The organism is Rhodococcus sp. Leaf225 (genome assembly GCF_001426145.1).
In the GTDB taxonomy this organism is placed as follows: domain Bacteria; phylum Actinomycetota; class Actinomycetes; order Mycobacteriales; family Mycobacteriaceae; genus Rhodococcoides.
The window spans coordinates 236711-258283 of record NZ_LMRN01000007.1 but is presented as its reverse complement, the minus strand read 5'-3'; the positions used below and the strand labels follow the sequence as shown (position 1 = coordinate 258283).

The 21573-nt window shown below is 69.7% G+C and carries 24 protein-coding genes and 1 riboswitch; of the genes, 14 read left to right on the top strand and 10 right to left on the bottom strand.

Annotated features, from left to right (window positions below):
- The first annotated feature begins 96 nt into the window (after positions 1–96).
- The 4 genes from ASG69_RS01360 to ASG69_RS01345 all read left to right on the top strand — a co-directional run bounded on the left by ASG69_RS01360 (position 97) and on the right by ASG69_RS01345 (position 4089).
- Positions 97–1047 carry a hypothetical protein gene (locus tag ASG69_RS01360; protein WP_082544590.1) on the top strand — a complete coding sequence of 317 codons (951 nt, stop codon included), beginning with the start codon at positions 97–99 and terminating at the stop codon, positions 1045–1047.
- Between the two features lie 133 nt (positions 1048–1180).
- Positions 1181–2302, top strand: coding sequence for a phosphoserine transaminase (gene serC / locus ASG69_RS01355; protein WP_056446859.1), 1122 nt, complete (start codon positions 1181–1183; stop codon positions 2300–2302).
- A 127-nt stretch (positions 2303–2429) separates the two neighbouring features.
- Complete coding sequence (gene sepH / locus ASG69_RS01350) at positions 2430–3290, top strand: septation protein SepH (RefSeq protein ID WP_056447509.1); 861 nt, start codon at positions 2430–2432, stop codon at positions 3288–3290.
- A gap of 82 nt (positions 3291–3372) precedes the next feature.
- Positions 3373–4089, top strand: a complete 717-nt coding sequence (locus ASG69_RS01345; protein WP_056446855.1) for a DUF6928 family protein — start codon at positions 3373–3375, stop codon at positions 4087–4089.
- Here the strand turns inward: ASG69_RS01345 and ASG69_RS01340 are convergent.
- Together ASG69_RS01340 and ASG69_RS01335 are read right to left on the bottom strand one after the other, a co-directional pair.
- Entirely contained in the window at positions 4086–4361 is a 276-nt protein-coding gene (locus tag ASG69_RS01340) for a DUF2537 domain-containing protein (RefSeq protein ID WP_056446851.1), read from the bottom strand. The two genes, ASG69_RS01345 and ASG69_RS01340, sit on opposite strands and share 4 nt — an antisense overlap.
- Positions 4358–5161 (bottom strand): TrmH family RNA methyltransferase, encoded by an 804-nt coding sequence (locus tag ASG69_RS01335; protein ID WP_027504223.1) that lies wholly within the window; start codon positions 5159–5161, stop codon positions 4358–4360. Before ASG69_RS01335 ends, ASG69_RS01340 begins: the two co-directional genes overlap by 4 nt.
- 62 nt (positions 5162–5223) lie before the next feature.
- Here ASG69_RS01335 and ASG69_RS01330 point away from each other — a divergent pair, with 62 nt between their 5' ends.
- Positions 5224–6438 (top strand): GNAT family N-acetyltransferase, encoded by a 1215-nt coding sequence (locus tag ASG69_RS01330; RefSeq protein ID WP_056446848.1) that lies wholly within the window; start codon positions 5224–5226, stop codon positions 6436–6438.
- On the opposite strand, the gene ASG69_RS01325 is transcribed toward ASG69_RS01330, so the two are convergent.
- The 3 genes from ASG69_RS01325 to ASG69_RS01315 all read right to left on the bottom strand — a co-directional run bounded on the left by ASG69_RS01325 (position 6435) and on the right by ASG69_RS01315 (position 9726).
- Positions 6435–7676: an MFS transporter gene (locus tag ASG69_RS01325; protein WP_051613067.1), complete on the bottom strand. Its 1242-nt coding sequence runs from the start codon at positions 7674–7676 to the stop codon at positions 6435–6437. The two genes, ASG69_RS01330 and ASG69_RS01325, sit on opposite strands and share 4 nt — an antisense overlap.
- A 104-nt stretch (positions 7677–7780) precedes the next feature.
- Complete coding sequence (locus ASG69_RS01320) at positions 7781–8209, bottom strand: MarR family winged helix-turn-helix transcriptional regulator (protein WP_056447507.1); 429 nt, start codon at positions 8207–8209, stop codon at positions 7781–7783.
- Between the two features lie 62 nt (positions 8210–8271).
- Positions 8272–9726, bottom strand: a complete 1455-nt coding sequence (locus tag ASG69_RS01315) for an NCS2 family permease (protein ID WP_027504226.1) — start codon at positions 9724–9726, stop codon at positions 8272–8274.
- A gap of 52 nt (positions 9727–9778) precedes the next feature.
- On the opposite strand from ASG69_RS01315, the gene ASG69_RS01310 reads away from it, so the two are divergent.
- Together ASG69_RS01310 and ASG69_RS23235 are read left to right on the top strand one after the other, a co-directional pair.
- Positions 9779–10042 (top strand): DUF2530 domain-containing protein, encoded by a 264-nt coding sequence (locus ASG69_RS01310; protein WP_051612979.1) that lies wholly within the window; start codon positions 9779–9781, stop codon positions 10040–10042.
- A 139-nt stretch (positions 10043–10181) separates the two neighbouring features.
- Complete coding sequence (locus ASG69_RS23235; RefSeq protein ID WP_261769702.1) at positions 10182–10316, top strand: hypothetical protein; 135 nt, start codon at positions 10182–10184, stop codon at positions 10314–10316.
- Here ASG69_RS23235 and ASG69_RS01305 read toward each other — a convergent pair.
- The 3 genes from ASG69_RS01305 to ASG69_RS01295 all read right to left on the bottom strand — a co-directional run bounded on the left by ASG69_RS01305 (position 10294) and on the right by ASG69_RS01295 (position 14440).
- A complete protein-coding gene (locus ASG69_RS01305) occupies positions 10294–10845 on the bottom strand; it encodes a phosphatase PAP2 family protein (protein WP_056446844.1) in 552 nt (183 codons plus the stop codon). The two genes, ASG69_RS23235 and ASG69_RS01305, sit on opposite strands and share 23 nt — an antisense overlap.
- A complete protein-coding gene (locus ASG69_RS01300) occupies positions 10842–13457 on the bottom strand; it encodes a sacsin N-terminal ATP-binding-like domain-containing protein (protein ID WP_235578799.1) in 2616 nt (871 codons plus the stop codon). The genes ASG69_RS01305 and ASG69_RS01300 overlap by 4 nt, the downstream gene beginning before the upstream one ends.
- A gap of 101 nt (positions 13458–13558) precedes the next feature.
- Positions 13559–14440 (bottom strand): DUF3027 domain-containing protein, encoded by an 882-nt coding sequence (locus ASG69_RS01295; protein WP_082544589.1) that lies wholly within the window; start codon positions 14438–14440, stop codon positions 13559–13561.
- Between ASG69_RS01295 and ASG69_RS01290 the strand changes: the two genes are divergently transcribed.
- From ASG69_RS01290 to ASG69_RS01280, 3 genes are all read left to right on the top strand, one after another.
- Positions 14439–15272 (top strand): glutaminyl-peptide cyclotransferase, encoded by an 834-nt coding sequence (locus ASG69_RS01290; RefSeq protein ID WP_056446841.1) that lies wholly within the window; start codon positions 14439–14441, stop codon positions 15270–15272. The two genes, ASG69_RS01295 and ASG69_RS01290, sit on opposite strands and share 2 nt — an antisense overlap.
- A gap of 69 nt (positions 15273–15341) precedes the next feature.
- Positions 15342–17021, top strand: a complete 1680-nt coding sequence (locus ASG69_RS01285) for an MFS transporter (protein WP_235578798.1) — start codon at positions 15342–15344, stop codon at positions 17019–17021.
- Positions 17018–17527: a DUF2771 domain-containing protein gene (locus tag ASG69_RS01280; protein ID WP_056446835.1), complete on the top strand. Its 510-nt coding sequence runs from the start codon at positions 17018–17020 to the stop codon at positions 17525–17527. Before ASG69_RS01285 ends, ASG69_RS01280 begins: the two co-directional genes overlap by 4 nt.
- 81 nt (positions 17528–17608) lie before the next feature.
- Here the strand turns inward: ASG69_RS01280 and ASG69_RS01275 are convergent, their stop codons facing one another.
- Positions 17609–18028, bottom strand: a complete 420-nt coding sequence (locus ASG69_RS01275) for a cold-shock protein (protein WP_027504234.1) — start codon at positions 18026–18028, stop codon at positions 17609–17611.
- Between the two features lie 247 nt (positions 18029–18275).
- Here ASG69_RS01275 and ASG69_RS01270 point away from each other — a divergent pair, with 247 nt between their 5' ends.
- The 4 genes from ASG69_RS01270 (at position 18276) to ASG69_RS01255 (ending at position 21265) form a co-directional block, all read left to right on the top strand.
- Positions 18276–18494 (top strand): hypothetical protein, encoded by a 219-nt coding sequence (locus ASG69_RS01270; RefSeq protein ID WP_056447504.1) that lies wholly within the window; start codon positions 18276–18278, stop codon positions 18492–18494.
- A gap of 27 nt (positions 18495–18521) precedes the next feature.
- Positions 18522–18920, top strand: a complete 399-nt coding sequence (locus ASG69_RS01265) for a YccF domain-containing protein (RefSeq protein WP_056446832.1) — start codon at positions 18522–18524, stop codon at positions 18918–18920.
- Between the two features lie 89 nt (positions 18921–19009).
- Entirely contained in the window at positions 19010–20296 is a 1287-nt protein-coding gene (locus tag ASG69_RS01260) for a glycosyltransferase 87 family protein (protein ID WP_056446829.1), read from the top strand.
- A 166-nt stretch (positions 20297–20462) separates the two neighbouring features.
- Positions 20463–20669: riboswitch (cyclic di-AMP (ydaO/yuaA leader) on the top strand.
- An 8-nt stretch (positions 20670–20677) separates the two neighbouring features.
- A complete protein-coding gene (locus tag ASG69_RS01255) occupies positions 20678–21265 on the top strand; it encodes a transglycosylase family protein (RefSeq protein WP_027504237.1) in 588 nt (195 codons plus the stop codon).
- Positions 21266–21323: 58 nt separating this feature from the next.
- Here the strand turns inward: ASG69_RS01255 and ASG69_RS01250 are convergent, their stop codons facing one another.
- Entirely contained in the window at positions 21324–21515 is a 192-nt protein-coding gene (locus ASG69_RS01250; protein WP_027504238.1) for a hypothetical protein, read from the bottom strand.
- Between the last annotated feature and the right edge of the window lie 58 nt (positions 21516–21573).

Sequence of the window (21573 nt, the reverse complement as noted above, 5' to 3'; positions counted from 1 at the left end):
GCGCGCGAGGCAAGGGGCGGGCGCTCGAACCCGGGGATGACGGCCGACTGTGGACGGCCGCAGCGCGGGCGACCGACTCGTGCGCACACTGCGGCCGTGAACTTCTACGGGGAACTGCTGCTCAGCCGTCGTGACGCACTCGCACGCGGCGCCACCGACGCCGAGATCAAGGCTGCACTGGCGCGTTGCGAGATCGCCGTCGTCCGGCGCGGCATCTACGTTCCGGCGGCGGTCCTCGAATCGCTCGACGCCACCGGCCGGCACCTGCTCGAGGTGCGCGCGACGCTGCTGGCGAGCGCCCCCGCGGCGGCCGCCGCACACGGTTCCGCAGCCTTGGTGCACGGGATGTCGTTGTGGCGAGTCCCGGAACGGGTGCATCTCGGCATCCCGCGATCGTCGGGTGGCCACGTCGGTCGGCATCGCCACGTGCATGCCGACGGTCTGACCGAGCGGGACGTCGACGTCATCGACGGCCTGCGCTGCACGTCCGCTGCGCGCACCGTCGCCGACCTCGCGCGGACCCTCCCGTTCGAGGATGCGGTCTGCGCCGGTGACTCCGCACTGAACCGACATCTCGTGACGCCGGAGTCGGTGCGCGAGTCGCTGAGCCGTACGCCGTCCCATCGCAGACGCACCGCCGCCGAGTGTGTACTCGGCTTCCTGGACGGGCGAAGCGAGAGCGTCGGGGAGTCGCGGAGCCGCGTGTATCTGCACCATCTCGGCGTTCCGTGCCCGGAACTGCAGGTCACGCTGATGCTCTCGGACCGCCGCACCACCTTCCGCCCCGATTTCTTGTGGGAGGACGAGGGTGTGATCGGCGAGTTCGACGGTGTCTCGAAGTACTCGGCTCTCGCACGCCCCGGCGAGTCACCCGCCGACGTCCTGGTGCGGGAGAAGCGTCGCGAGGACCTGCTCCGCGCACACGGATGGACGGTGGTGCGCTGGACGTGGTCCGATCTGACGTCGCCGCAACTCGGCCGCGAACTGCGTCGGGTGCTGGCCGCAGGGTGCGGGGGCGCACGGCCGCGCACCACTCGGGTGGGGTGACCGCGCCCGCCGGCCCACCAGCACCGGGCAACCAGCACCGAGACGCCCAGCGGGGTGCACGACCCCTGTCACGGCTGCACTACCCTGATCTCGCCGGTACCGCCCACACCGAAACTAAGGACGCGAACCCCGTATGGCCGAGAACCTGACCATTCCTTCCGACCTCAAGCCCGGCGACGGACGCTTCGGGTGCGGTCCGTCGAAGGTCCGGCCCGAGCAGCTCCAGTCCCTGGTGGACGTGGGCGCGTCGGTGTTCGGCACCAGCCACCGCCAGAAGCCGGTGAAGGACGTGGTGGGTCGGGTGCGCGACGGTCTGCGCGAGCTGTTCTCGATCCCCGAGGGCTACGAGGTCGTGCTGGGCAACGGCGGCACCACCGCATTCTGGGACGCCGCGGCGTTCGGCCTGATCAAGGAGAAGTCGCTGCACCTCACCAACGGTGAGTTCAGCTCGAAGTTCGCCTCGGTGGCCAAGGCCAACCCGTTCATCGGTGACCCGATCGTCGTCTCCGCGGAGCCGGGCAGTGCTCCTGAGCCCACGTCGGATCCGTCGGTCGACCTGATCGGGTGGGCTCACAACGAGACCTCGACGGGTGTCGCCATTCCCGTCTCGCGTCCGGCGGGCTCGGACAATGCACTCATCGCGATCGACGCGACCTCGGGCGCCGGCGGACTGCCCGTGAACGTGGCCGATTCGGATGTCTACTACTTCGCTCCGCAGAAGAACTTCGCTGCGGACGGCGGCCTCTGGGTCGCGTTGATGAGCCCCGCGGCACTGGCCCGCGTCGACGAGATCGCGGCGAGCAAGCGCTGGGTGCCCGACTTCCTGTCGCTGCCCATCGCCATCGACAACAGCACCAAGAACCAGACGTACAACACCCCCGCGGTGGCGACGCTGCTCCTGTTCGCCGACCAGATCGAGTGGCTGAACGGCAATGGCGGCCTGGACTGGGCGACGTCACGGACCGCCGACTCCTCGTCGCGGCTGTACGACTGGGCGGAGCGCTCCGAGTACGCGACGCCGTTCGTCGTCGACCCGAAGCATCGCTCGCAGGTGGTCGGCACCATCGACTTCGACGAGAAGGTCGACGCTGCAGCCGTCGCGAAGACGTTGCGCGCCAACGGTATCGTCGACACGGAGCCCTACCGCAAGCTCGGCCGCAACCAGCTGCGCGTCGGCATGTTCCCGGCCGTCGAGCCCGACGACGTCACCGCCCTGACCGCCTGCATCGATTACGTGGTCGAACACCTGGCGTGAGAGCGTGCGTGTCCCCCCGACTGCTGCACTGTGGTGCATTACAGTCGGGGGAGGCACCGAACCCGGCCCCGTGCTCGGACAGCGAGCAGCCGAGGGGCAGGGGCCGTCGCGACGCAAAGGAGTGATCGTGCGAGAGATCCACGTGATCGGCCTGGCGTCGGACGGCAAGCACATCGTCTGTGCCGATTCCTCCGGTGAGAAGTTCCGTCTGCCGGCCGACGAGAAGTTGCGTGCCGCCGCCCGTGGTGACGCCGCGCGACTCGGACAGATCGAGATCGAGATGGATTCTCTGATGCGACCGCGCGAGATCCAGGCGCGCATCCGGTCCGGCGCCTCCATCGAGCAGGTGGCCAAGGAGTCGGGTATGCCGGCGAGCAAGGTGGAGCGCTACGCGCACCCCGTTCTGCTGGAACGCTCCCGCGCTGCCGAACTCGCCCAGCTGGGCCACCCCCTGCGTGCCGACGGGCCCGCCGTGCTCACCCTCGTGGAGATCGTGGGACTCGCGTTCCGCGGCCGCGGGCATTCGATGGACCAGGCCGAGTGGGACGCGTGGCGCGACGAGGACAATCACTGGATCGCTCAGCTGACGTGGCCCGCGGGACGCACCACCAACACCGCGCACTGGCGTTTCCAGCCGGATGCCCACGGCGGCAGTGTCACGCCCCTCGACGACGCGGCGTCCGAGCTGATCGACCCCGATTTCGGCCGCCAGCTCCGAGGGCTGGCCCCTGTCGTCGCCGCCGAGGAGGACTCGCCGTCGCAGCAGACCCTCGACGACTACTACGGGGTCGACGCGGACTCGGACTCGGACACGGAGACCACGGCTGAGCAGCCCGAACCCCCGGAGACACCCGCAGCCGAGCCCGAGCCCGAACCGACGCAACCCAAGCCGGCGCCGGGCCATGCGAACGCGAAGGACAAACGGGGAAAGCCGGCCATGCCGTCGTGGGAGGATGTCTTGCTGGGAGTGCGCAGCAACGGCCGCTGAGCCGAGCAGTGTTCACGGCAGAGCGATCTTCACGGCCGAGAAAGTGACCGTCTGAGACCGGACGACGACAAGGGGGCGCCCGGTGGGGCTGGGAACAGCAGCGTTGTGGTTCGTCGACGCACCTGATCCGATCGCGGTACTGCGGTCCGGAGTGCAGTCCGACACCGATGCGGCCGCGGCCGTCGCACGGAAGCTCCACCCCGGTCTCGAGCCCACCCTCGTCGGCATGGCTCCCCTGACGGCGTTCGCCGTGGCGTCGGAGCCGAACCGCGTGCTGGTCGGCTGCTACCCGGGCATCACCGTCGTCTGCGCGTCCGAGCCCGCCGCGGTGCGCCCGTCGACTCTCGAGGAGTCGTGGACGTCGTTGCTGCCGTCCACGCACACCTTTCTCGTCGCTTCCGAACGCGAGCACGCGTGGGGCGCCTTCGCGCAATGGGACTCCGGCACCCTGAAGCGCTCGTTCAGCGCCGGCCCCACCTACATCCACGAGGACGAGGGTCTTCCCTTCCCGTGGGAACGGCCCTTCTGGTCGGGCGACCATCCGCTGCAGTTCGACGGCGAGAAGTTTCCCGATCCCCAGGCGCTGCCGTTCCACCCCCAGGAGTTCGCCGACGCGGCGAGCGCCCACTGGCTCGGCGTCCGCATGATCGGCGGTGCCCGCGACGGGGACACCGACCCCGGGTCGGTGCTGTTGTGCGACTTCGCGATGCGCGATCCGGCGGCGACCCCTCCGCCCGAACCGCCGCGACCGGAGACTCCGGAGCCGCAGCGCAAGCGCGGCCTGTTCCGGCGCCGCTAGACCGACGCGTCGACGGCGAACGCCAGCACACCCACGGCCGCGCCGGCGGTGATGCCCGGAACGACGAAGCGCCACACCGGATATGCACGCCGGCGGGCGACCGACGGCGCAGCGCCGCCCACCATCACGGCCATCACCAGGACAGCGAAGAGGCTGCTGACCCGGAGCAGGGTGAGGCCCAGCGAGATCACCGCGGCGGCGGTGACGAGTGCCGCGGCGACGGCACACGCAATTCCCGGGCCCCACGGTGTCGGTTCGTCCGGATCCCTCATCCCGTGCGCACCCGCTCGTAGAACGCCATGGCGGCCGCGGTGGCGACGTTGAGCGAGTCGGTGCCCGGTGCCATCGGGATCCGCGCCCGGACGTCGGTGGCGCGCATCGCGTGTTCGGTGAGTCCGGGCCCCTCGGCGCCGAGCAGGAGCGCGACCTTCTCCCCCGTCATCGCCTCGGCCAGCGGAACGGCGGTGGGATTCGGAGTCAGCGAGACGAGCTGGAACCCGTTGTCGCGCAGCACGGACAGCCCGCGCGGCCAGTCGGGGACCGTGGCGAACGGCACGCGCAGCACGTGGCCCATCGAGACACGCACCGACCGTCGGTACAGCGGGTCGGCGCAGGCGCCGCCGAAGAGGACGGCGTCGGCACCGAGGCCGGCGGCATTGCGGAACATGGAGCCGAGGTTCTCGTGGTCGTTGACGCCTTCGAGAATCGCCACGGTCCGCGCGTCGGCGACGACGTCCGCGAGGTCCAGCGGTGCGGGGCGCCGGGCGGCCGCGAGCACACCGCGGTTGAGGTGGAACCCGACGGCCTCCGCCATGACGTCCGCCGTGGTGCGGTAGAACGGCACGTCGACGTCCACGAGATCGTCCGCGAGCTCACCGAGCCGCCGCTCGACGCCCAGCAGCGAGAGGGGCTCGAAACGTGACGCGACGAGGCGCTGGACCACCAGAACACCCTCCGCGATCACCAGCCCCTTGCCCTCGGGCAGGTCGGGGCGGCGGTCCGAGGAGTTGAGGTCCCGGAAGTCGTCGAGGCGAGGATCGGCTGGGTCGGTGATGTCGACGACGTGTACCACGGACCCATCTTCTCAGGACGTGTTCCGGCGGTGCATCGGCGCGGCCGATAAGGTCGTCTGCGATGACTACCGACGACACGATCACCATCCGTACCGCCACCGAGGACGACTGGGACGCCATCGCGCTCCTCGACGCCCACGCTTTCGGTGAGCACCAGAACAGCGAGGACATGGAGGAGACCAAGATCCTCACGGCCTCGTCCGAGATCTTCCTGGCGTGCGACGGTGACCTGCCGGTCGGTGTCACGATGCACTTCCCGATGGACGTCACCGTCCCCGGTGGCCGCACCCTGCCCGCGACGGGGGTGTCGTGGGTGTCGGTCGCTCCCACGCATCGCCGACGCGGCATCCTGCGCCGGATGTTCACCGCGCAGCACGAGCGCTTCGAGGAGGCGGGCAAGCCCCTGTCGGTGCTCACGGCGAGCGAGGCGACCATCTACGAGCGGTTCGGGTACGGCGCCGCCACGCAGGGTGTCAACTACACCATCGACCGGCGCTTCACCGCGTTCCGCAAGGATCTGCCGCCGCCCCGGGGCGCCCGTCTGGTGACGTCCGCGGAGGCTCGTGAACTGCTGCCGGAGATCTACGGACGGTGGCAGCGACAGACCGCCGGCGCCCAGCCGATGCCCCAGACCCGGTGGCATCGCTTCTTCGCCGATCGCAAGAACTCCCGCGGTGGTTTCTCCAAGCTCTTCTTCATCGTCCACCCCGACGGATACATCGCGTTCCGCCGCGGCTACCGCGTCGGGACAGCGGGGGCGCAGGAGGCGCGCATCGTCGACATCATCGCCGCGACGGACGAGGCACGCTCCGATCTCTGGCAGGTGATGTGCGGCATCGATCTCGTGGAGACGATCGAGGTGACGCTTCCCGTCGGGGATCCGCTGCTGACACTGCTGACCGATCGCCGTGTCCCGCAGGTCACCGGCGTCAAGGACGGCCTGTGGGTGCGGTTGATGGACGTCCCGGCGGCGCTGTCGGCGCGCACGTACGCCATCGACACCGATCTCGTGATCGGCGTGGAGGATCCGTTCCTGCACGCCGGCGGCGCCTATCGCTTCGTCACCCGCGACGGGCACGCCGAGGTCACCCGCAGTGACGACGACCCCGACGTGACGGTGTCCGCGTCCGTCCTCGGCAGCCTCTACCTCGGCGCGCACCGCGCTCGCCAGTTCGCGGCCGCCGGCCGAGTGGCGTCGACGTCGGAGAAGGCGTTGCACGAGTTCGATCTGGCTTTCGGCACCCCGAGCCAGCCCCAGATCGGCTGGTTCTTCTAGGCGGGTCGGGGTTCGTCGACCCCGACGTCGGGCATCGCGATGTCGGCGACATGGGTGCGGCGCACGACCAGCGCCGCGCCCAGGCCCGCGATCAGGGAGACGATCCCGCCGAGCACCAGCGGTGCGCGAGGATCGACGACGTCGGCCACCCAGCCGAGCAACGGGCTGCCCAGCGGGGTTCCGCCGAGGAAGCACAGCATGTAGATGCCCATGACCCGGCCGCGCATGTCCGACGGGACCGACGCCTGCAGGATGTTCATCGCGATGGTGCTGAACGTGAGTTGGACTGCGCCGGCCGGGATCAGCATGACGGCGACGGCCCAGAACGCGGGCATCACTCCGGCCAGAGTCTCGAAGATGCCGAACACCACCGCGGACAGCACGAAGAGACGGATCCCGGGGGTGCCGCGTCTCCGGGCGGCGAGAGTCGCGCCGATCAAGGTGCCCACCGCGAGCACCGTGGACAGGAATCCGTACGCGTCCGCACCCTTGTCGAAGGTGTTGCGCGCGATCACCGACAGGCTCAGCGGGAAGTTGATGCCGAACGTCGACACGACGAACACGGTCGCCAGGAGCACGCAGAGATCCGGCCGCCCCGCGACGTAGCGGAATCCCTCCCGCACCTGCCCTTTCCGACGCGGTGCACGCTCGACGGTGAACAGTTCGGCGGGCCGCATGGCGGCGAGGGCGCCGAACACCGCGGCGAACGAGGCTGCGTTGACGAGAAAGACCCAGCCGGTGCCGACCAGCGTGATGCCCACGCCGGCGATCGCGGGGCCGACGATGCGGGCGAGGTTGAACGTCATCGAGTTGAGGCCGATGGCGTTGGGAAGCCGTGCGGGACCGACCATCTCGATGGTGAACGACTGCCGGACGGGCGCGTCGATCGCCGACGAACAGCCGAGGAGCAGCGCCAGGACGTAGACGTGCCACAGCGCCACGACACCGCCGACGTCGAGCAGCCCGAGAACGAGCCCGAACACGGCGGCAGCGGCCTGAGTGGCCATGAGGAGACGTCTCTTGTCGTACCGATCCGCGAGCACCCCGCCCCACACGGACAGCACCAGCGTGGGACCGAACTGCAGTGCCATGACGATGCCGACGGCGAGCCCGTTGCCCCCGGACAGTTCGAGAACCAGCCAGTCCTGGGCGATGCGCTGCATCCAGGTGCCGATGAGCGAGACGATCTGACCCGACGCCCACAGTCTGTAGTTGCGCGAGTGCAACGCGTCGAACAGAGAGGGCCGGGCCGCGGACCCGTCCGTCCGCCGATGAAGTAGTTGCACGAAGTACCAATCTACTCCGGTGGCGGAGACCTCGGCCCGAGGTCAGGCGGGGAGCGTCACTCCGACTCGTTGACGATGGCCGACATGATGTCGACCGCGGTACGCATCGCCACGAGCTGGTCCGCGTCGAGCCCGCGCAACTGTTCGGTCAACCACGCCTCGCGGGCGTTGACCTCGTCCTCGATGACCTGACGGCCCGCGTCGGACAGCGACACGATGATCTGACGGCCGTCGGTGGGGTGGGGCATCCGGTCCACGTACCCGAGATCGCCCAGGGACGCGACGACGCGCGTCATGGACGGCGGCTGTACGCGCTCGCGCGCTGCCAGGGTGCCCGGAGTCATCGCGCCTTCGCGTGCGAGGGTCGCGAGAGCGGAGAGCTGCGTGAGCGTCACCTGGCTGGTGCGGCGGCCTCGCAGGTGCCGCGTCATACGGACGACAGCGAGGGAGAGGTCGCCGGCCAACGCACGCAGTTCCTGAGGCATCGCCACAGGATACGGCACGTGCGGGTGCTGAACGACCCGCGCGAGCAGCGGATCTGCGCCGACTACGTGAGCGCGTCCGTGATGGGCCCGAGGGCGAAGTACGCGACGAAGAGCAGGGCCACGATGCCGAGAAGTGGGTGGACGCTGCGGATCTTGCCGCGACCGACGGCGAGGACGACCCAGGTGATGAATCCGACGCCGATGCCGTTCGCGATGGAGTAGGTGAACGGCATGACCACGATGGTGAGGAACGCGGGCAGCGCCACATGGAATTTGGTGAAGTCGATGTCGGCGACCTGCCCGATCATCAACGCCCCCACCACGACGAGGGCCGGTGCGGCCGCCTCGATGGGGACCACCGAGTACAGCGGTGTCAGGAACATCGCGGCGAGGAACAGCACGCCCGTCACCACGTTGGCGAGGCCGGTGCGCGCACCCTCGGCGATTCCCGACGCCGACTCGACGAAGACCGTGTTCGACGACGCCGAGCCCGCGCCGCCCGCGACCGCGCCGACACCCTCGACGACGAGCGCCTTGCCGACGCCCGGCAGCGTGCCGTCCTTGCTCGCGAGCCCGGCCTCCTTGCCGAGCCCGGTCATGGTGCCCATGGCGTCGAAGAAGTTGGCCAGCACCAGCGTGAACACCAGCAGGCTGGCCGCCAGGACGCCGATGCGGGTGAAGGCGCCGAACAGATCGACGTTGCCCACGAGTGACAGGTCGGGGAGGTCGACGACGACGTCGGGCAGCGCCGGCACGCTGAGGTTCCAGCCCTTCGGGTTCACTCCCGCGGAGGCACCGGTGTCGGTGATCGCCTCGATGATCGCGGCCACCACGGTGGTGACGACGATCCCGATCAGCAACCCGCCCCGCACCTTTCGCGCCACGAGGATGCCCATGAGAAGCAGACCGAAGACGAAGGTCACCGTCGGCCACGACGCGATGGACCCGTCGATGCCCAGGCCGACCGGAACGGTGGTGCCGGCGATGTCCGGCACACGACGCACGAAGCCTGCGTCGACGAGACCGATGAGCGCGATGAAGGCGCCGATGCCCGCCGCGATGGCAGCCTTGAGTTCGCTGGGGATGGCCTCGAACACGGCGGTGCGGAATCCGGTGAGCGCCAACACCACGATGATGATGCCGTCGATGACGACCAGCCCCATGGCCTCGGCCCAGGTGACCTGCGGGGCGATGGTGACGGCGAGCAGCGTGTTGATGCCGAGTCCCGCCGCGATGGCGAACGGGTAATTGGCGATGACACCGAAGAGAATGCTCATGACGCCGGCCACGAGCGCCGTGACGGCGGCGACCTGGGGCACCGGGAGGATGTCGCCCAGCACGTCGGTCTTGGCCGCCGCGTCGTCGGGCGAGAAGCTGCCGAGGATCAGCGGATTCAGCACCACGATGTAGGCCATGGCGACGAACGTGACGACGCCTCCCCGCACCTCGGCGGACATGGTCGATCCGCGATCGGTGATCTTGAAGTACGAGTCGAGGAGAGACGTCGCGCGAGACATGAAGTGGAGACTAGGCCATGACCCGGTGAGGGGCGCGGGTAGCGTCGGCGCCGTGCGCCCCACCCCCGCCACCCCGCCCGGACTGCCACCGCGCGTGACCGATCCCGCTCCGGTGCTCGCTGCCGGGACGCTGCTGTTCCTCGTCGCCGCCGTCCTGTGCTCGGTGGTCGACTCCTTCTCGGGCGCAGTCGCGGTCTGCTGGACGGGAACCGCTCTGGGCGCGTTGGGGTTCGGACTGTTCGCACTGCAACGCCGAGCTGCTCGCCGCGGCCGACGCACGGCCCAGAAGGGGCTCGTGCACCCGCCCGAGGTGTGACCCGGGCGACAGGTTCCGGGCGCGAAAACCCCCTCTGACGTGCTGGAACTCACCCTCCAGGAGGTTGAGTAACACGGACGTAACGTGGAGAATCGGTTATGTCAGTTCAGCTACTCGAGCAACGTCCGGAGAGATAGAAGTGAAGTACGTCGAAAGTTTCCTCAACCGCCGCCGCCACGTTCGGGCACTGCGTGATCTCTATGCACGCGCGAACAACGTGGGCAGCCCCGCGATGCGTGACGAGCTTCTCGTCATCGCCCAGCGCGACCGCTGAGTCGCGACACCACCGCGATACCCGCGACACCGACCAGGGCCCCCAGGAGCCAGCCGACGACGACGTCGCTGAGCCAGTGCGCCCCGAGGTAGACGCGGGAGAACCCGATGAGCAGCGTTGCCGCCGTGACCACGGCGGCCGCTGCTCTCGTTCGTTTCCGGGCACTGTCGAACGCGTCGAGCGCGACCAGCAGCGTGATCACCGCCGCCGCGAAGGTCGCCGACACCATGGCGTGACCGGACGGGAACGAGTAGGTCGAGATGTCGACGAGGCGCTCGGGCACCGGCGGCCGGGTCCGGCGGATCGCGTACTTGAGAGCGTTCATGACGAGCCATCCGGTGAACACCGTGGCCACGAGGCCCGGCCCGAGATGGCGGTGCCCCCGGCGCACCAGGATCAGCGCGACCACCACCGTCACGAGTGCGACGCCCGCGGTGTTGCCCACCGTGGTGATCACGGTCATGGCGTCCGTCAGGGCCGCGCTCCGGTGATCCACCATCCAGTCGAGGACATCACGGTCCGCGCTCACGGCAGCACCGTCCGTGACACGTGCGTCTCGCCGTCGTCGCTGACCCAGAAGGGCACCGCTCGCTCCACTCGCACGGTGCCGCGACACCGCACCACCAGGTCGTCGTGCAGGACGACGACGTCCGGGACCGGCCACGACGAGATCGCGCGTGCGGCCGCGAGGGCGGGATGGGTGTCCACCGTCGCCAGCTCCCCCACCGACACGATCTCGACGCTCAGCGCCGTCGACGCCGTCTCCACGTCGAGGAGATCCGCGAGGGTGTCGGCGGACGCCGTCGACCCGAGCACGACTCGGTCGGCGGGTAGCAGGGCGATCCACCGCGGGTGATCGAGGACGACCACCGCGGCGGGATCGGCCACGCTGCCGGCGAGAGTGCGTACCGCCTCGGGCGGATCGATGTCGCGTAGATCCACCCACCCGGAGTCCACCGCCTCGGCGAGGAGCGTGTGGACCCGGATCGCCACCGCGGGAGACACCACACGATCGGGATCGGCCGCCGCGGCGAGCAGATCGGCCGCCGTGTCGGAGTCGTCGATCGCGGAACCCGCCAGCGCCGCGGCGAACTCGGCGGCGCGGGGATGGTCGACGGGGTCCAGCAGTCCACGCAGGGAGTCGTCGCCGGGCAGACGGAGCAACCCCAGCGGTGTCTCGTTCACCCGCGCGTGACGACGCAGCCACCAGGCGGTGTAGCCGGTCCGGTCCCGCACCGCCGCGGCCGTCACCGGATCGTCGACGATCTGGGTGAGCGCGTCCGCCCAGCGCGCCTCGTCCACCAGATCGAGATCACGCACGGCGACCAGGGTGCCGGGCTCACCGGAGAGACTGTCCCACCACGCCTCCTCGTCGTCGAGATCGTGATCGGGACCCGCGGGGGTCTCGTCCACCACGACGCCGAAGCCGTGACCCACGCCCACCACCCGCAGGGCGTCCGCGCCGTACCGGTCGACGACGGACCGATCCACCACGCCGAACGGGCTGTCCCGCTGCAACACTCGCCGTAACGGCGAGTCCGGCAACAGCAGTTCGTCCGCCGCCCGCATCTCGCCGTCCGACGAGAGCAACGGCAACGACCCGACGGAGCCGATCCTCGTCCCACCGCCGACGGCTGCCGCGAGGGTCAGCACGTCGTGCACCAGTTCCTCCGGCACGTCGTCCGGATCCTCGAGCATCGCTGCCAACGCGGGGTCGGCGAGCAGGTCGGCCGGGCGAGCGGTCCGCGCTCCCGCGCGGCGGAGCAACGGATGGGCGGCGTCCGGGTGCACCACACGAGCCCACCCGACCGAGCCGAGACGGTCGCCGTCCACCAGCACCACCGTGCGGGGACCCGTGACGGTGCGGCCGTCCGTCAGCGGAACCGGCAGCGCCGCACACTCGTCGACGTCCGCCGAGTCGTGCACGATGTCGGTCAGTGCGTCGTACAGGCGGTGCCACCAGATCGGCGGTCGCGACACCCCCGACAGGCTCTCGACGATGCCCGCGAGCCCGAGCCGACGCACACCGACCGCCGCCAGAGCCGTCGCCGACGCGCGATCCGATGCCTCGGGTGCCACCAGACCCGGCACGACGTCCACGAGGAGATCGGCCAATTCGGCCGAGATAGAGTCCACCACCGCGGCATTCGCGGGACGTACCGCCCGGCCCGCCGCCGTCGGGACCCACGCGGTCGACTCCAGGTCGCGGACGAGCGCCGCGCGGACCGCCTCGTCGACCTCGGACGCCGGCAGTCCCGGACGCGGTACCGCGGCGGCCCGATGAGACGCCGGCAGGTCGGCGACCAGTGCCGCGTATCCGGTCGCCACGACCGAGAGGTCGGCGCCCGGAAGGACCCGTCGACGGTCGGGCTGGAGGGGGACGTCCGCGATCAGGAGCAGCGGAATAGTCAGCACCTCATCGGATCTGGTGGGCGCACGCAGCACGTCCCGCGTCAGTGGCGCGGGCGAGTCCGGCGTGAGACCGTCGTCCTCGAGCGGCAGAAACCAGCGTGCGGCCGCCGCGTCGCCGCGCCACCATCGTCGGCCGCCGACCCGCACGTCCGTCCACGCTCCCGGGCCCGACGACACCTCACGCACGAGTTCGGTCCCGTCGACGGAGATCGACTGCAGCGCATCGAGTTCGAGCATCAGATCGATCGATTCACGGGCGGCCGCGGTCAGCACTTCGGCGACGTCCACGACGCCGTGCAGCACGACCTCGGTGTCCCAACCCGGGGTCGGCACGTCGTCCGACGCCCACGGCAACCGGAGGACGGGAACGCCCTGCTCCGGCTCACTGAGCCCACGCGCGGCGATCGCTCGGCGCGTCCTCGATCCGTCGAACACGATCGAGCCCGACGTGGATCGGATCTCGATACGCTCGGACACCGCACGGACGGCGGTGAACCCGACTCCGTATCGCCCGACGGACGTGGCGTGCTCGGAAGTCTTGTCGGACGCTCGCAGCGCGGACAGCGCCTGCACCCCGGTGATCGACAGCGGCACACCGACATTCGCGACGTGCAGCGTGTCGCCGACGGACCACACCGCCAGGCGACCGGGAACGTCGGCGCGGGAGGCGGCGTCGGCGGCGTTCTGCGCCAGCTCCGTGATCACGCGATCGCGGTAGCCCCCCACCACCAGATCGGCCTCCGTGGCCGCATCCTCCCGCAGTCGGGTGGGCGACGACGACCAGGCCGCGAGAACGGACTCGCGCAGCGCCTCCGTCCCGAAGGGGTCGGTCAGAGGGTCGACGACGACTCCGTGATGTCGGTGACAGCCTCGGTGTCCCGGGGCTCGGTGTTCTGGGGCTCGGTGTTCTCGGTCGGCGTGGTCTCCAGGGCACCGTCGTCGTAGGCCGCGTACGCGGGCGATCCGGCGCCGGTCGGTCCCTCGGTGTCCGAGTGCGCACCGCAGCCGTACGCCGCGTGCACCACGTGTCCGTCCGCGGCCAACTCGTTTCCGCACACGCCGAACGCAGCGCTCAGCGAACCCTGCAGAGCGAGATAGAAACCACACGTGACGCACGTGCCCGGCGCCGCCTTGGCCATCGGGGAATCGGGACCGAAGTCGCTCTCGGCCCACCGCTCGGCGGCCTCGAGCCGACCCTCGCGGCTCATGACCTGCTTGCGACCGAGACCGAGTTCGAGGGCGACGTCGTCGACGGCGGGATCGCCGGTGGCCAGGTACCCCGGCACCAGTCGGACGTCCTCGTGGCGTGGCGGCAGCAGGTCACCCGGAGCCAGATCGCCGGGACGGATGCGCTCGTCCCACGGAACCCACGTCGGCGCCACCAGGGCGTCCGGACCGGGAAGCAGGGCGAGTTCGCTGACGGTGACGGTCTCGGAGCCGGGGGGCGCTGCGACGACGACCGCCCACTGCCAGCCGCCGTATCCGGGCAGGTCGGCCGCGAAGCGGTGGATCGCGGAGGCCTCGTCGACGGCCTCGACCCCGAGGTGGGCTCCGACCGGGCCTTCGCCCGACTCCACGACGGCGGCCTGCGCCACGGACACGGCGTCGGCGAGGAGCGGGGGGATCTCGGTCACGACAGGGGCACTCACACCCCCTATTTTGCAGCATCGGCTCGCGTCGTGCGCCCACCGGGCCTGACAGGATGGCCGCATGCGTTCGGGTCTCTTGCGTTCAGGTTCGGGAGTCGGCCGCGCGATCGGGTCCGGAACCGTCGCCGCCGCGGTGGTGCTCGGTGGATGCGCGCCGGACCCCGCACCGCCGGCCGCGGACGTGCCCCGCTTCGGCGTCGAGATCGTCGGCACGTCGCCGCACGACACCGACGCCTTCACCCAGGGTCTCGAGATCGACGGTGACCGATTGCTCGAGGGGACGGGCCGCGAGGGCCGCTCCCGCGTCACGGCGTCCGATCGGGAGACGGGTGACGTGCTCGCGGAGGTGGACCTTCCCGCACCGCTGTTCGGCGAGGGCCTCACCGTCGCCGGCGACACGGTGTGGCAGCTGACCTGGCAGGACGGGATCGCGGTGGCCCGAGATCGCGAGACTCTGCTGGAGCGGCGACGCGTCGACTACGACGGCGAGGGCTGGGGTCTGTGCCTCGACGAGTCGAGTGCGGGATCGAGCGGCCGCCTCGTGATGAGCGACGGCACCGACACCCTCACCTTCCGAGATCCGGTCACCTTCGAGCCCACCGGCAGCGTGCGCGTGACTCGGGGCGAGCGGCCGGTGACGTCGATCAACGAGCTGGAGTGCACCGCGGACGGGATCTACGCCAACATCTGGAAGACCGACGACATCGTGCGGATCGATCCGTCGACCGGCGCCGTGACGGCGATCGTCGACGCCTCGCCGTTGCGTGCCGCACTCGAGGACACGTCCGGAATCGACGTCCTCAACGGCATCGCGGCCGTCCCCGGCACGTCCCGCTTCCTCGTGACCGGCAAATTGTGGCCCACTCTGTTCGAGGTCGAGTTCCGACCACGGTGACCGAGGGACGCCGCCCCCGCCGAGCGAGTCGCCCACACTCCCCGACCCGAGGTGGGGGACAATGACGGGGTGACAGGTCCCGACGATCCGCGCCCCGGTTCGCGACATCCGGGATGGGACAACTACTCGCCGTCCGAGCGACTCCCACCCCGTCGATCGCCGCTGCCTCCGCTGCATCCACCGACGGCCGGACCGGGCGAGACGATCCCGGGCGACCCGACCACGGCGCCCGACCCGACGACACGCATGCCGAACCAGGACACCGGTCCCCGCCGTCCCCGCGTACCGCGCAAACTGACGGTCACCCGCGTCGCGGCGATGCGTGGTCGTGAGATCACGGGCAAGGGCATCGCGACGTTCCGACGCGCCGCCACCGCCGACGGAGCCGACAAGTCCGGTCTCACGGCGCTCACCTACGCGACGATGGCCAACTTCGCCTCGGACGCGGCGATGGCGGTGGCGCTGGCCAACACGCTGTTCTTCTCCGCCGCGACGGGCGAGGACAAGACCAAGGTCGCCCTGTATCTGCTCATCACCATCGCCCCGTTCGCGATCATCGCGCCCCTGATCGGCCCCATGCTCGACCGCCTGCAGCAGGGTCGCCGCATCGCGCTGGCCACCTCGTTCGTCCTGCGTGCCGTCCTCGCCGTGGTGCTGGTCTTCAATTTCGACACCTGGCTCCTCTATCCCGCCGCGCTCGGGATGATGGTGCTGAGCAAGTCGTTCTCGGTGCTCAAGTCAGCCGTCACCCCTCGGGTGCTGCCACCGGACATCGACCTCGTCCGGGTGAACTCCCGCCTGACCGTGTTCGGGTTGCTGGGCGGCACCATCTCGGCGGGAGCGGTCGCGGGTGCCATCGCGTTCGCACTGGGTTCCGCCGGGGCACTGTGGTTCACGTTCGCCGTGACGGTGTTCGGCGCGTATCTCTCCATGCGCATCCCGTCCTGGGTGGAGGTCACCGAGGGTGAGGTGCCCGCGACGCTCGGGTACCACGCCGAGGCGACCACCGGCGCGATCGGCATCGTCCCGGCGCCCAGCAAACGCCGGCAGCCCCTCGGCCGCGACGTCCTCACCGGACTGTGGGGCAACGGCACCATCCGCGTGCTCACCGGCTTCCTCACGCTGTACGTCGCGTTCGTGGCGAAGTCCCGCACCGAGCACGAGCCACTCCAGCAGGCACTCATGTTGGCGTTGGTGGGCGCGGCGGCCGGTCTCGGCAACTTCGGCGGCAACGCCGCCGGCGCCCGGGTCAAGCTCGGTCGCCCGTCGGTGCTGGTGGTGCGCTGCACCGCGGCCGTCACTGCGGTCGCGATCGTCGCGGCTCTGACGAACAGCCTGCTGACTGCCGCGCTCGCGGCTCTCGTCGCGTCGGGCGCGAGCGCGCTGGCGAAGGTGTCGCTCGACGCGTCGTTGCAGAACGACCTGCCTCCCGAGTCGATCGCGTCCGGCTTCGGGCGCAGCGAGACGGTGCTGCAGCTGAGCTGGGTCATCGGCGGCACGTTCGGCGTGCTGCTCCCCACCGAGTACTGGCTGGGTTTCAGCGTGGTGTCGGTGGTCCTTACGATCGGCCTGGTGCAGACATTCGTGACCCACCGGGGCGGCTCGCTGCTTCCCGGCTTCGGCGGCAAGAGACCGGTACGAGCGGACCAGGAGGTGGCGGGCAGCGAACTGCGCCACGCCACCGGCCGAATTCCCCGAGTGGATCAGGACGCGGGCCGCGCACCCGCGGGCGAGGACGCTCCCCGATGACGACACGCAAGATCCTGTACGGACTGTCCGCACTGGTCGCCGTCGTCGGCGTCGCCTTCGTGCTGGTGGTCGGCAAGGCGATCCTCGACGCCCCCGAGGAGTCCCCGCGGGTGTCCGCGTACGCCGACGGCCGGTACGAGGAAGTGGAACCGTTCCGGTACTGCCCGGTGCAGGAGCCGCTCTGCGACTACGAGGGCACGACCGCGACGATGCCCGTGCGCGAGGGCCATCCGCTGCAGTTGTCCCTGCCGGGCGCCATCTCGGAGAACCCGTGGGGCTTCGCCAGCGTCTACGGAGACCCGAACTCCGGCGACGTCGTGGAAGCAGACGAGTACTTCGCCCCCGGGACGCGGAACACGCTCACCGTGCCGCCAGTGAACGAGGACGGACTCGTGCTCATCGGCGTCGAGGTTCGCCTGCCGTCCGGTGTCATCGACGTCGACACCGACCAGGAGGAGATCGTCAGCCACGCCATCTGGTCGATCGCCACCACGACGGCCCTCTAGGACACTGCCGGCTCGCGTGACGGATTCACCACCCAGTTCGAGCACTGGCGCACGCACGGCCGCTGGGAGTGAGCGCCCGGGTCAGCTGTCCAGTTCGCGGGCGACGGCCCGGACCACCTCGGAGATCTTCTGGGCGGTCTTGCGGTCGGGGTACTTGCCCTTGCGCAACTCTGGCTGCACGGTGGCCTCCAGAAGCGTGATCATGTCCTCGACCATGCCGTGCAACTCGTCGGGCGTGTGCTTGCGAGCGGTCGGCTGATCGCGGCGGGCGGCGGCACCCGCCTGACGCAGTGAGGGCGCCGGGTCGAGAACCTTCAGCGACAACGCCTGGGGTCCGCGGCGTCCGGCGGCCATGCCGAACTCGACGCGCTGGCCGGCCTTCAGGCCCTCGACTCCCTGCGGGAGCGCGGACGACCGGACGTACACGTCCTCACCCTCGTCCTGCGAGAGGAAGCCGAAACCCTTGTCGACGTCGTACCACTTCACCTTGCCGGTCGGCACCGATCTCACCCATTCGTCTCGTTGATCGCGTCACATGAATAATCGCGCCCGTTGCCGCCGCCCATGACGGGCCCTGGCGCTCGGGACGCGATGAGTCGATGGTACTCCGCTGCGCGAACGACGAGCACCTCGATATCGCGGGGCAGGCGCCGGGAAGGCCGGAGGCCGGTCGGGGCATCAGGGCGGGAAGGCCGGAGGCCGGTCGGGGCATCAGGGCGGGAAGGCCGGAGAGATAGTGTGCTCTCTCGTGACCGACTCCCCCCGTACCGGAACCCCGGCGCTCCTGGTCGCCGCCCTCCTCTGTTTCGGGTTGGGCCTGCTGGCGATCGTCGTCATGTTCGTGGCGCTGCTCGTCTGGGACGATCCGCCCGGACTGTGGATCTATCTCTCGGCGATGCTGTGCCCGCTGGGGTTCCTGCTCGGGCTGATCCACGCGCTGCGGTCGGGCCGCCGAGCCCGGCGCTGACACGGCGGAACCGGGCATACTGGTCGCATGCGCTTGCTGCTGAACGTCATCTGGTTGATCTTCGGCGGCCTGTGGCTCGCTCTCGGCTACTTCGTGGCCGGCATCGTCTGCTGCATTCTCATCGTCACCATCCCGTTCGGTATCGCGGCGTTCCGCATCGGGGTGTACGCCCTGTGGCCCTTCGGCCGGACCGTGGTGGACAAGCCCACGGCGGGCGTCGCCTCGGTGATCGGCAACGTGATCTGGATCGTCGTGGCAGGAATCTGGCTGGCCATCGGGCACATCCTCACCGCGATCGCCATGGCGATCACCATCATCGGGATCCCGCTGGCGTTGGCGAACCTCAAGCTGATCCCGGTGTCGCTCATGCCGCTGGGCAAGGACATCGTCGACTCGGACGCACCGTTCGTGGCCACGCGTTACTGACGTCGGGGCGCGCACTCAACAGAACGAACGGTTCCTTCTCGGCGTGGCCCGAGGGGTGATACACGTCGGATCGGTCTACCATCCTGTGCGTGATACTGAAGAAATCCGATGACCGCACCTTCGGATCACACAGGATCTTCGTCGCCCTCACCGTGATCGGTGCCGCCGTGGCGCTCGTCGCGCACGATCGGCTCATCCCGTTCGACGTCCCCAAGTTCGGGCTGTTCCGGTTCGGCATCGACGCTCTCGTGTACCGCGCCGGCGGAGCGACGGTGCTCGACTCGTCCCCGCTGTACGCCCACGATCTGGTCGGCGAACTCCCCTTCACGTATCCCCCGTTCGCCGCGCTGGTGTTCGCACCTCTCGGGGCGATGTCCACCGCGACGACCAACATCGTCTTCTGGCTCGGGAACATCGCGCTGCTCTATCTGATCGTCCGGTCCTGCTGGATGGTCCTCGGCTTCCGCGACGACCGCAGTCTCCGCATCGTCAGCGCCGCACTGTCCATCGTCTTCACGTGGCTCGAACCGGTGCGCATGACCATCTGGCTCGGTCAGATCAATCTCGTGCTCCTGGCGCTGGTGCTGTGGGACCTGTCGCGGCCCGAGGGCAGCCGGCTCCGCGGCATCGGGGTCGGCATCGCCACCGGCATCAAGATGACTCCCGGACTGTTCCTCGTCCACCTCGCGCTGACACGGCAGTGGCGGGCACTGGTCGTCGGCGTCGTCACCGCCGCGGCGACCGTGGTGCTCGGCTTCGTCGTGCTCTTCTCCGACGCGGTCACCTACTGGTTCGGCGCCATCTCCGACTCGTCCCGCATCGGCGACATCTCGTCCGGCGCGAACCAGTCGCTGCGCGCGTCGATACCGAGGTGGTTCGGCATGACCGAGGCGCCGACGCTGCTCTGGATCGTCATCGCCGGAGCCGTCTGCGTGGCCGGCCTTCTCGTGGGCGCCGCGGCGCACCGCCGGGGGTTGCCGCTCCTCGGCTTGATCGTCATCGGCCTGACAGCGCCTCTGGTGTCCCCGTTCTCCTGGGGTCACCACTGGGTGTGGCTCCTGCCGCTGGTCATCGTCTGCATGGACGTCGCACTGCGTGCCTCGAACCCGCTCGCCTGGCTCCTGCCGCTCGTCGCGAGCCTGCCGCAGATCGCCTGGTTCTGGGTGGCGCCCGGTGACGTCTACGCGATCGGCACCTTCATGCTCCCGCCGTCGAACCGACTCGAGGGTGTGGTGCTGCAGACCGTCTACCCGACCACGGGTGTCCTGGTGCTCGTCGTCGTGGCTGTGATCCTGCGCACATGTGACGTCGGACACATAACGAAGCGGTCACGAACGGGTGACGAGACGGTGGTCAGCACGCCTTCGCCGTCCTAGCTGCGACGACCCGTTCGAACACCTCACAACGGCGGCGCGACGCGCGCACCAGGGGAAGTTATCGAACAGTGACATGTGTGCCCGTTTCGTAATACTGTCCATCACGGCCGGAAGTTCGGCCGACGTCCGGCCCGCCGCGCCAAACCTCGTCCCGCGGGTACCGGACATCCCTCACAGACATGATCAGGGACGAGGGCGGGGGACCCACACGTCCTTCGTAGATATCCGGCCGGCTCTCGCGGCGCCCCACAGGGCACCGAGCAGTCGACCTAGGGGTGAAGCCTCTCCGCTCCAGCCAGGAGCGCACCGAGGCCGGGCTACCTCTCAGCCCGAATCCGACAGCTGACCTCGCAGGCGCGTGTGGAGAGGATTTCTACCCTTATGAGCGGACGTCATCGCAAGCCGAGCACCACGGGCAAGACCGTCGCCAAGGTCGCCGTCACCGGCGCACTGGTCGGCACCGCAGGTCTCGCATTCAGCGGCACGGCCAACGCAGCCCCCGATTCCGACTGGGACCGTCTCTCGCAGTGCGAGGCCGGCGGCAACTGGGGCATCAACACCGGCAACGGTTTCCAGGGCGGCCTGCAGTTCTCGCCGAGCACCTGGACCGGACACGGCGGCGGAGAGTTCGCGGCCACCGCGAACCAGGCCAGCCGTGAAGAGCAGATCGTCGTCGCCGAGCGCGTGCTCGAGTCGCAGGGTTGGGGCGCCTGGCCGTCCTGCTCCTCGCAGCTCGGACTGAGCAGCGGCCCGACGCAGCGCGACGCACCGGCGACCACGGCGCCCACCGCACCGGCACTCCCCGATCTGACGAGCATCCCGTCGACCGAGCAGGCCGTGCAGGGACTCACCCAGGTCGTCCAGAACTTCACCAACGATCCGGCGATCCTGGGCTTCGTCCAGGCCGCCACCGCGGATCCGCAGGTGGCGAGCTTCATCGCAGCGAACCAGGATCTCCTGCCCCGCTGACCCACTCCACGAGAAAGGCCCCCACCGACTGGTGGGGGCCTTTCTCGTGTCTCGCGCGTCAGCGGTTGATGACCGTGTGGGGATGCGCGTAGGGCAGCGAGTCCACCGGCAGCGGGAACTCCGTCTCCTCACCGAACGGGGACAGGTTTCCGGCGCGCGCCGACATCAGTTCGGTGACGGGATGATCGTCGTCGTCCGCACTGTGCGGCCAGCCCGGGTCGACATATCGCTTCTTCTCTGAGTTCGCCATGGTTCATTTCACCATTCGGAGTAGCGCCTCTGCCAGTCCAGGTCCCTGGACCGGTCTC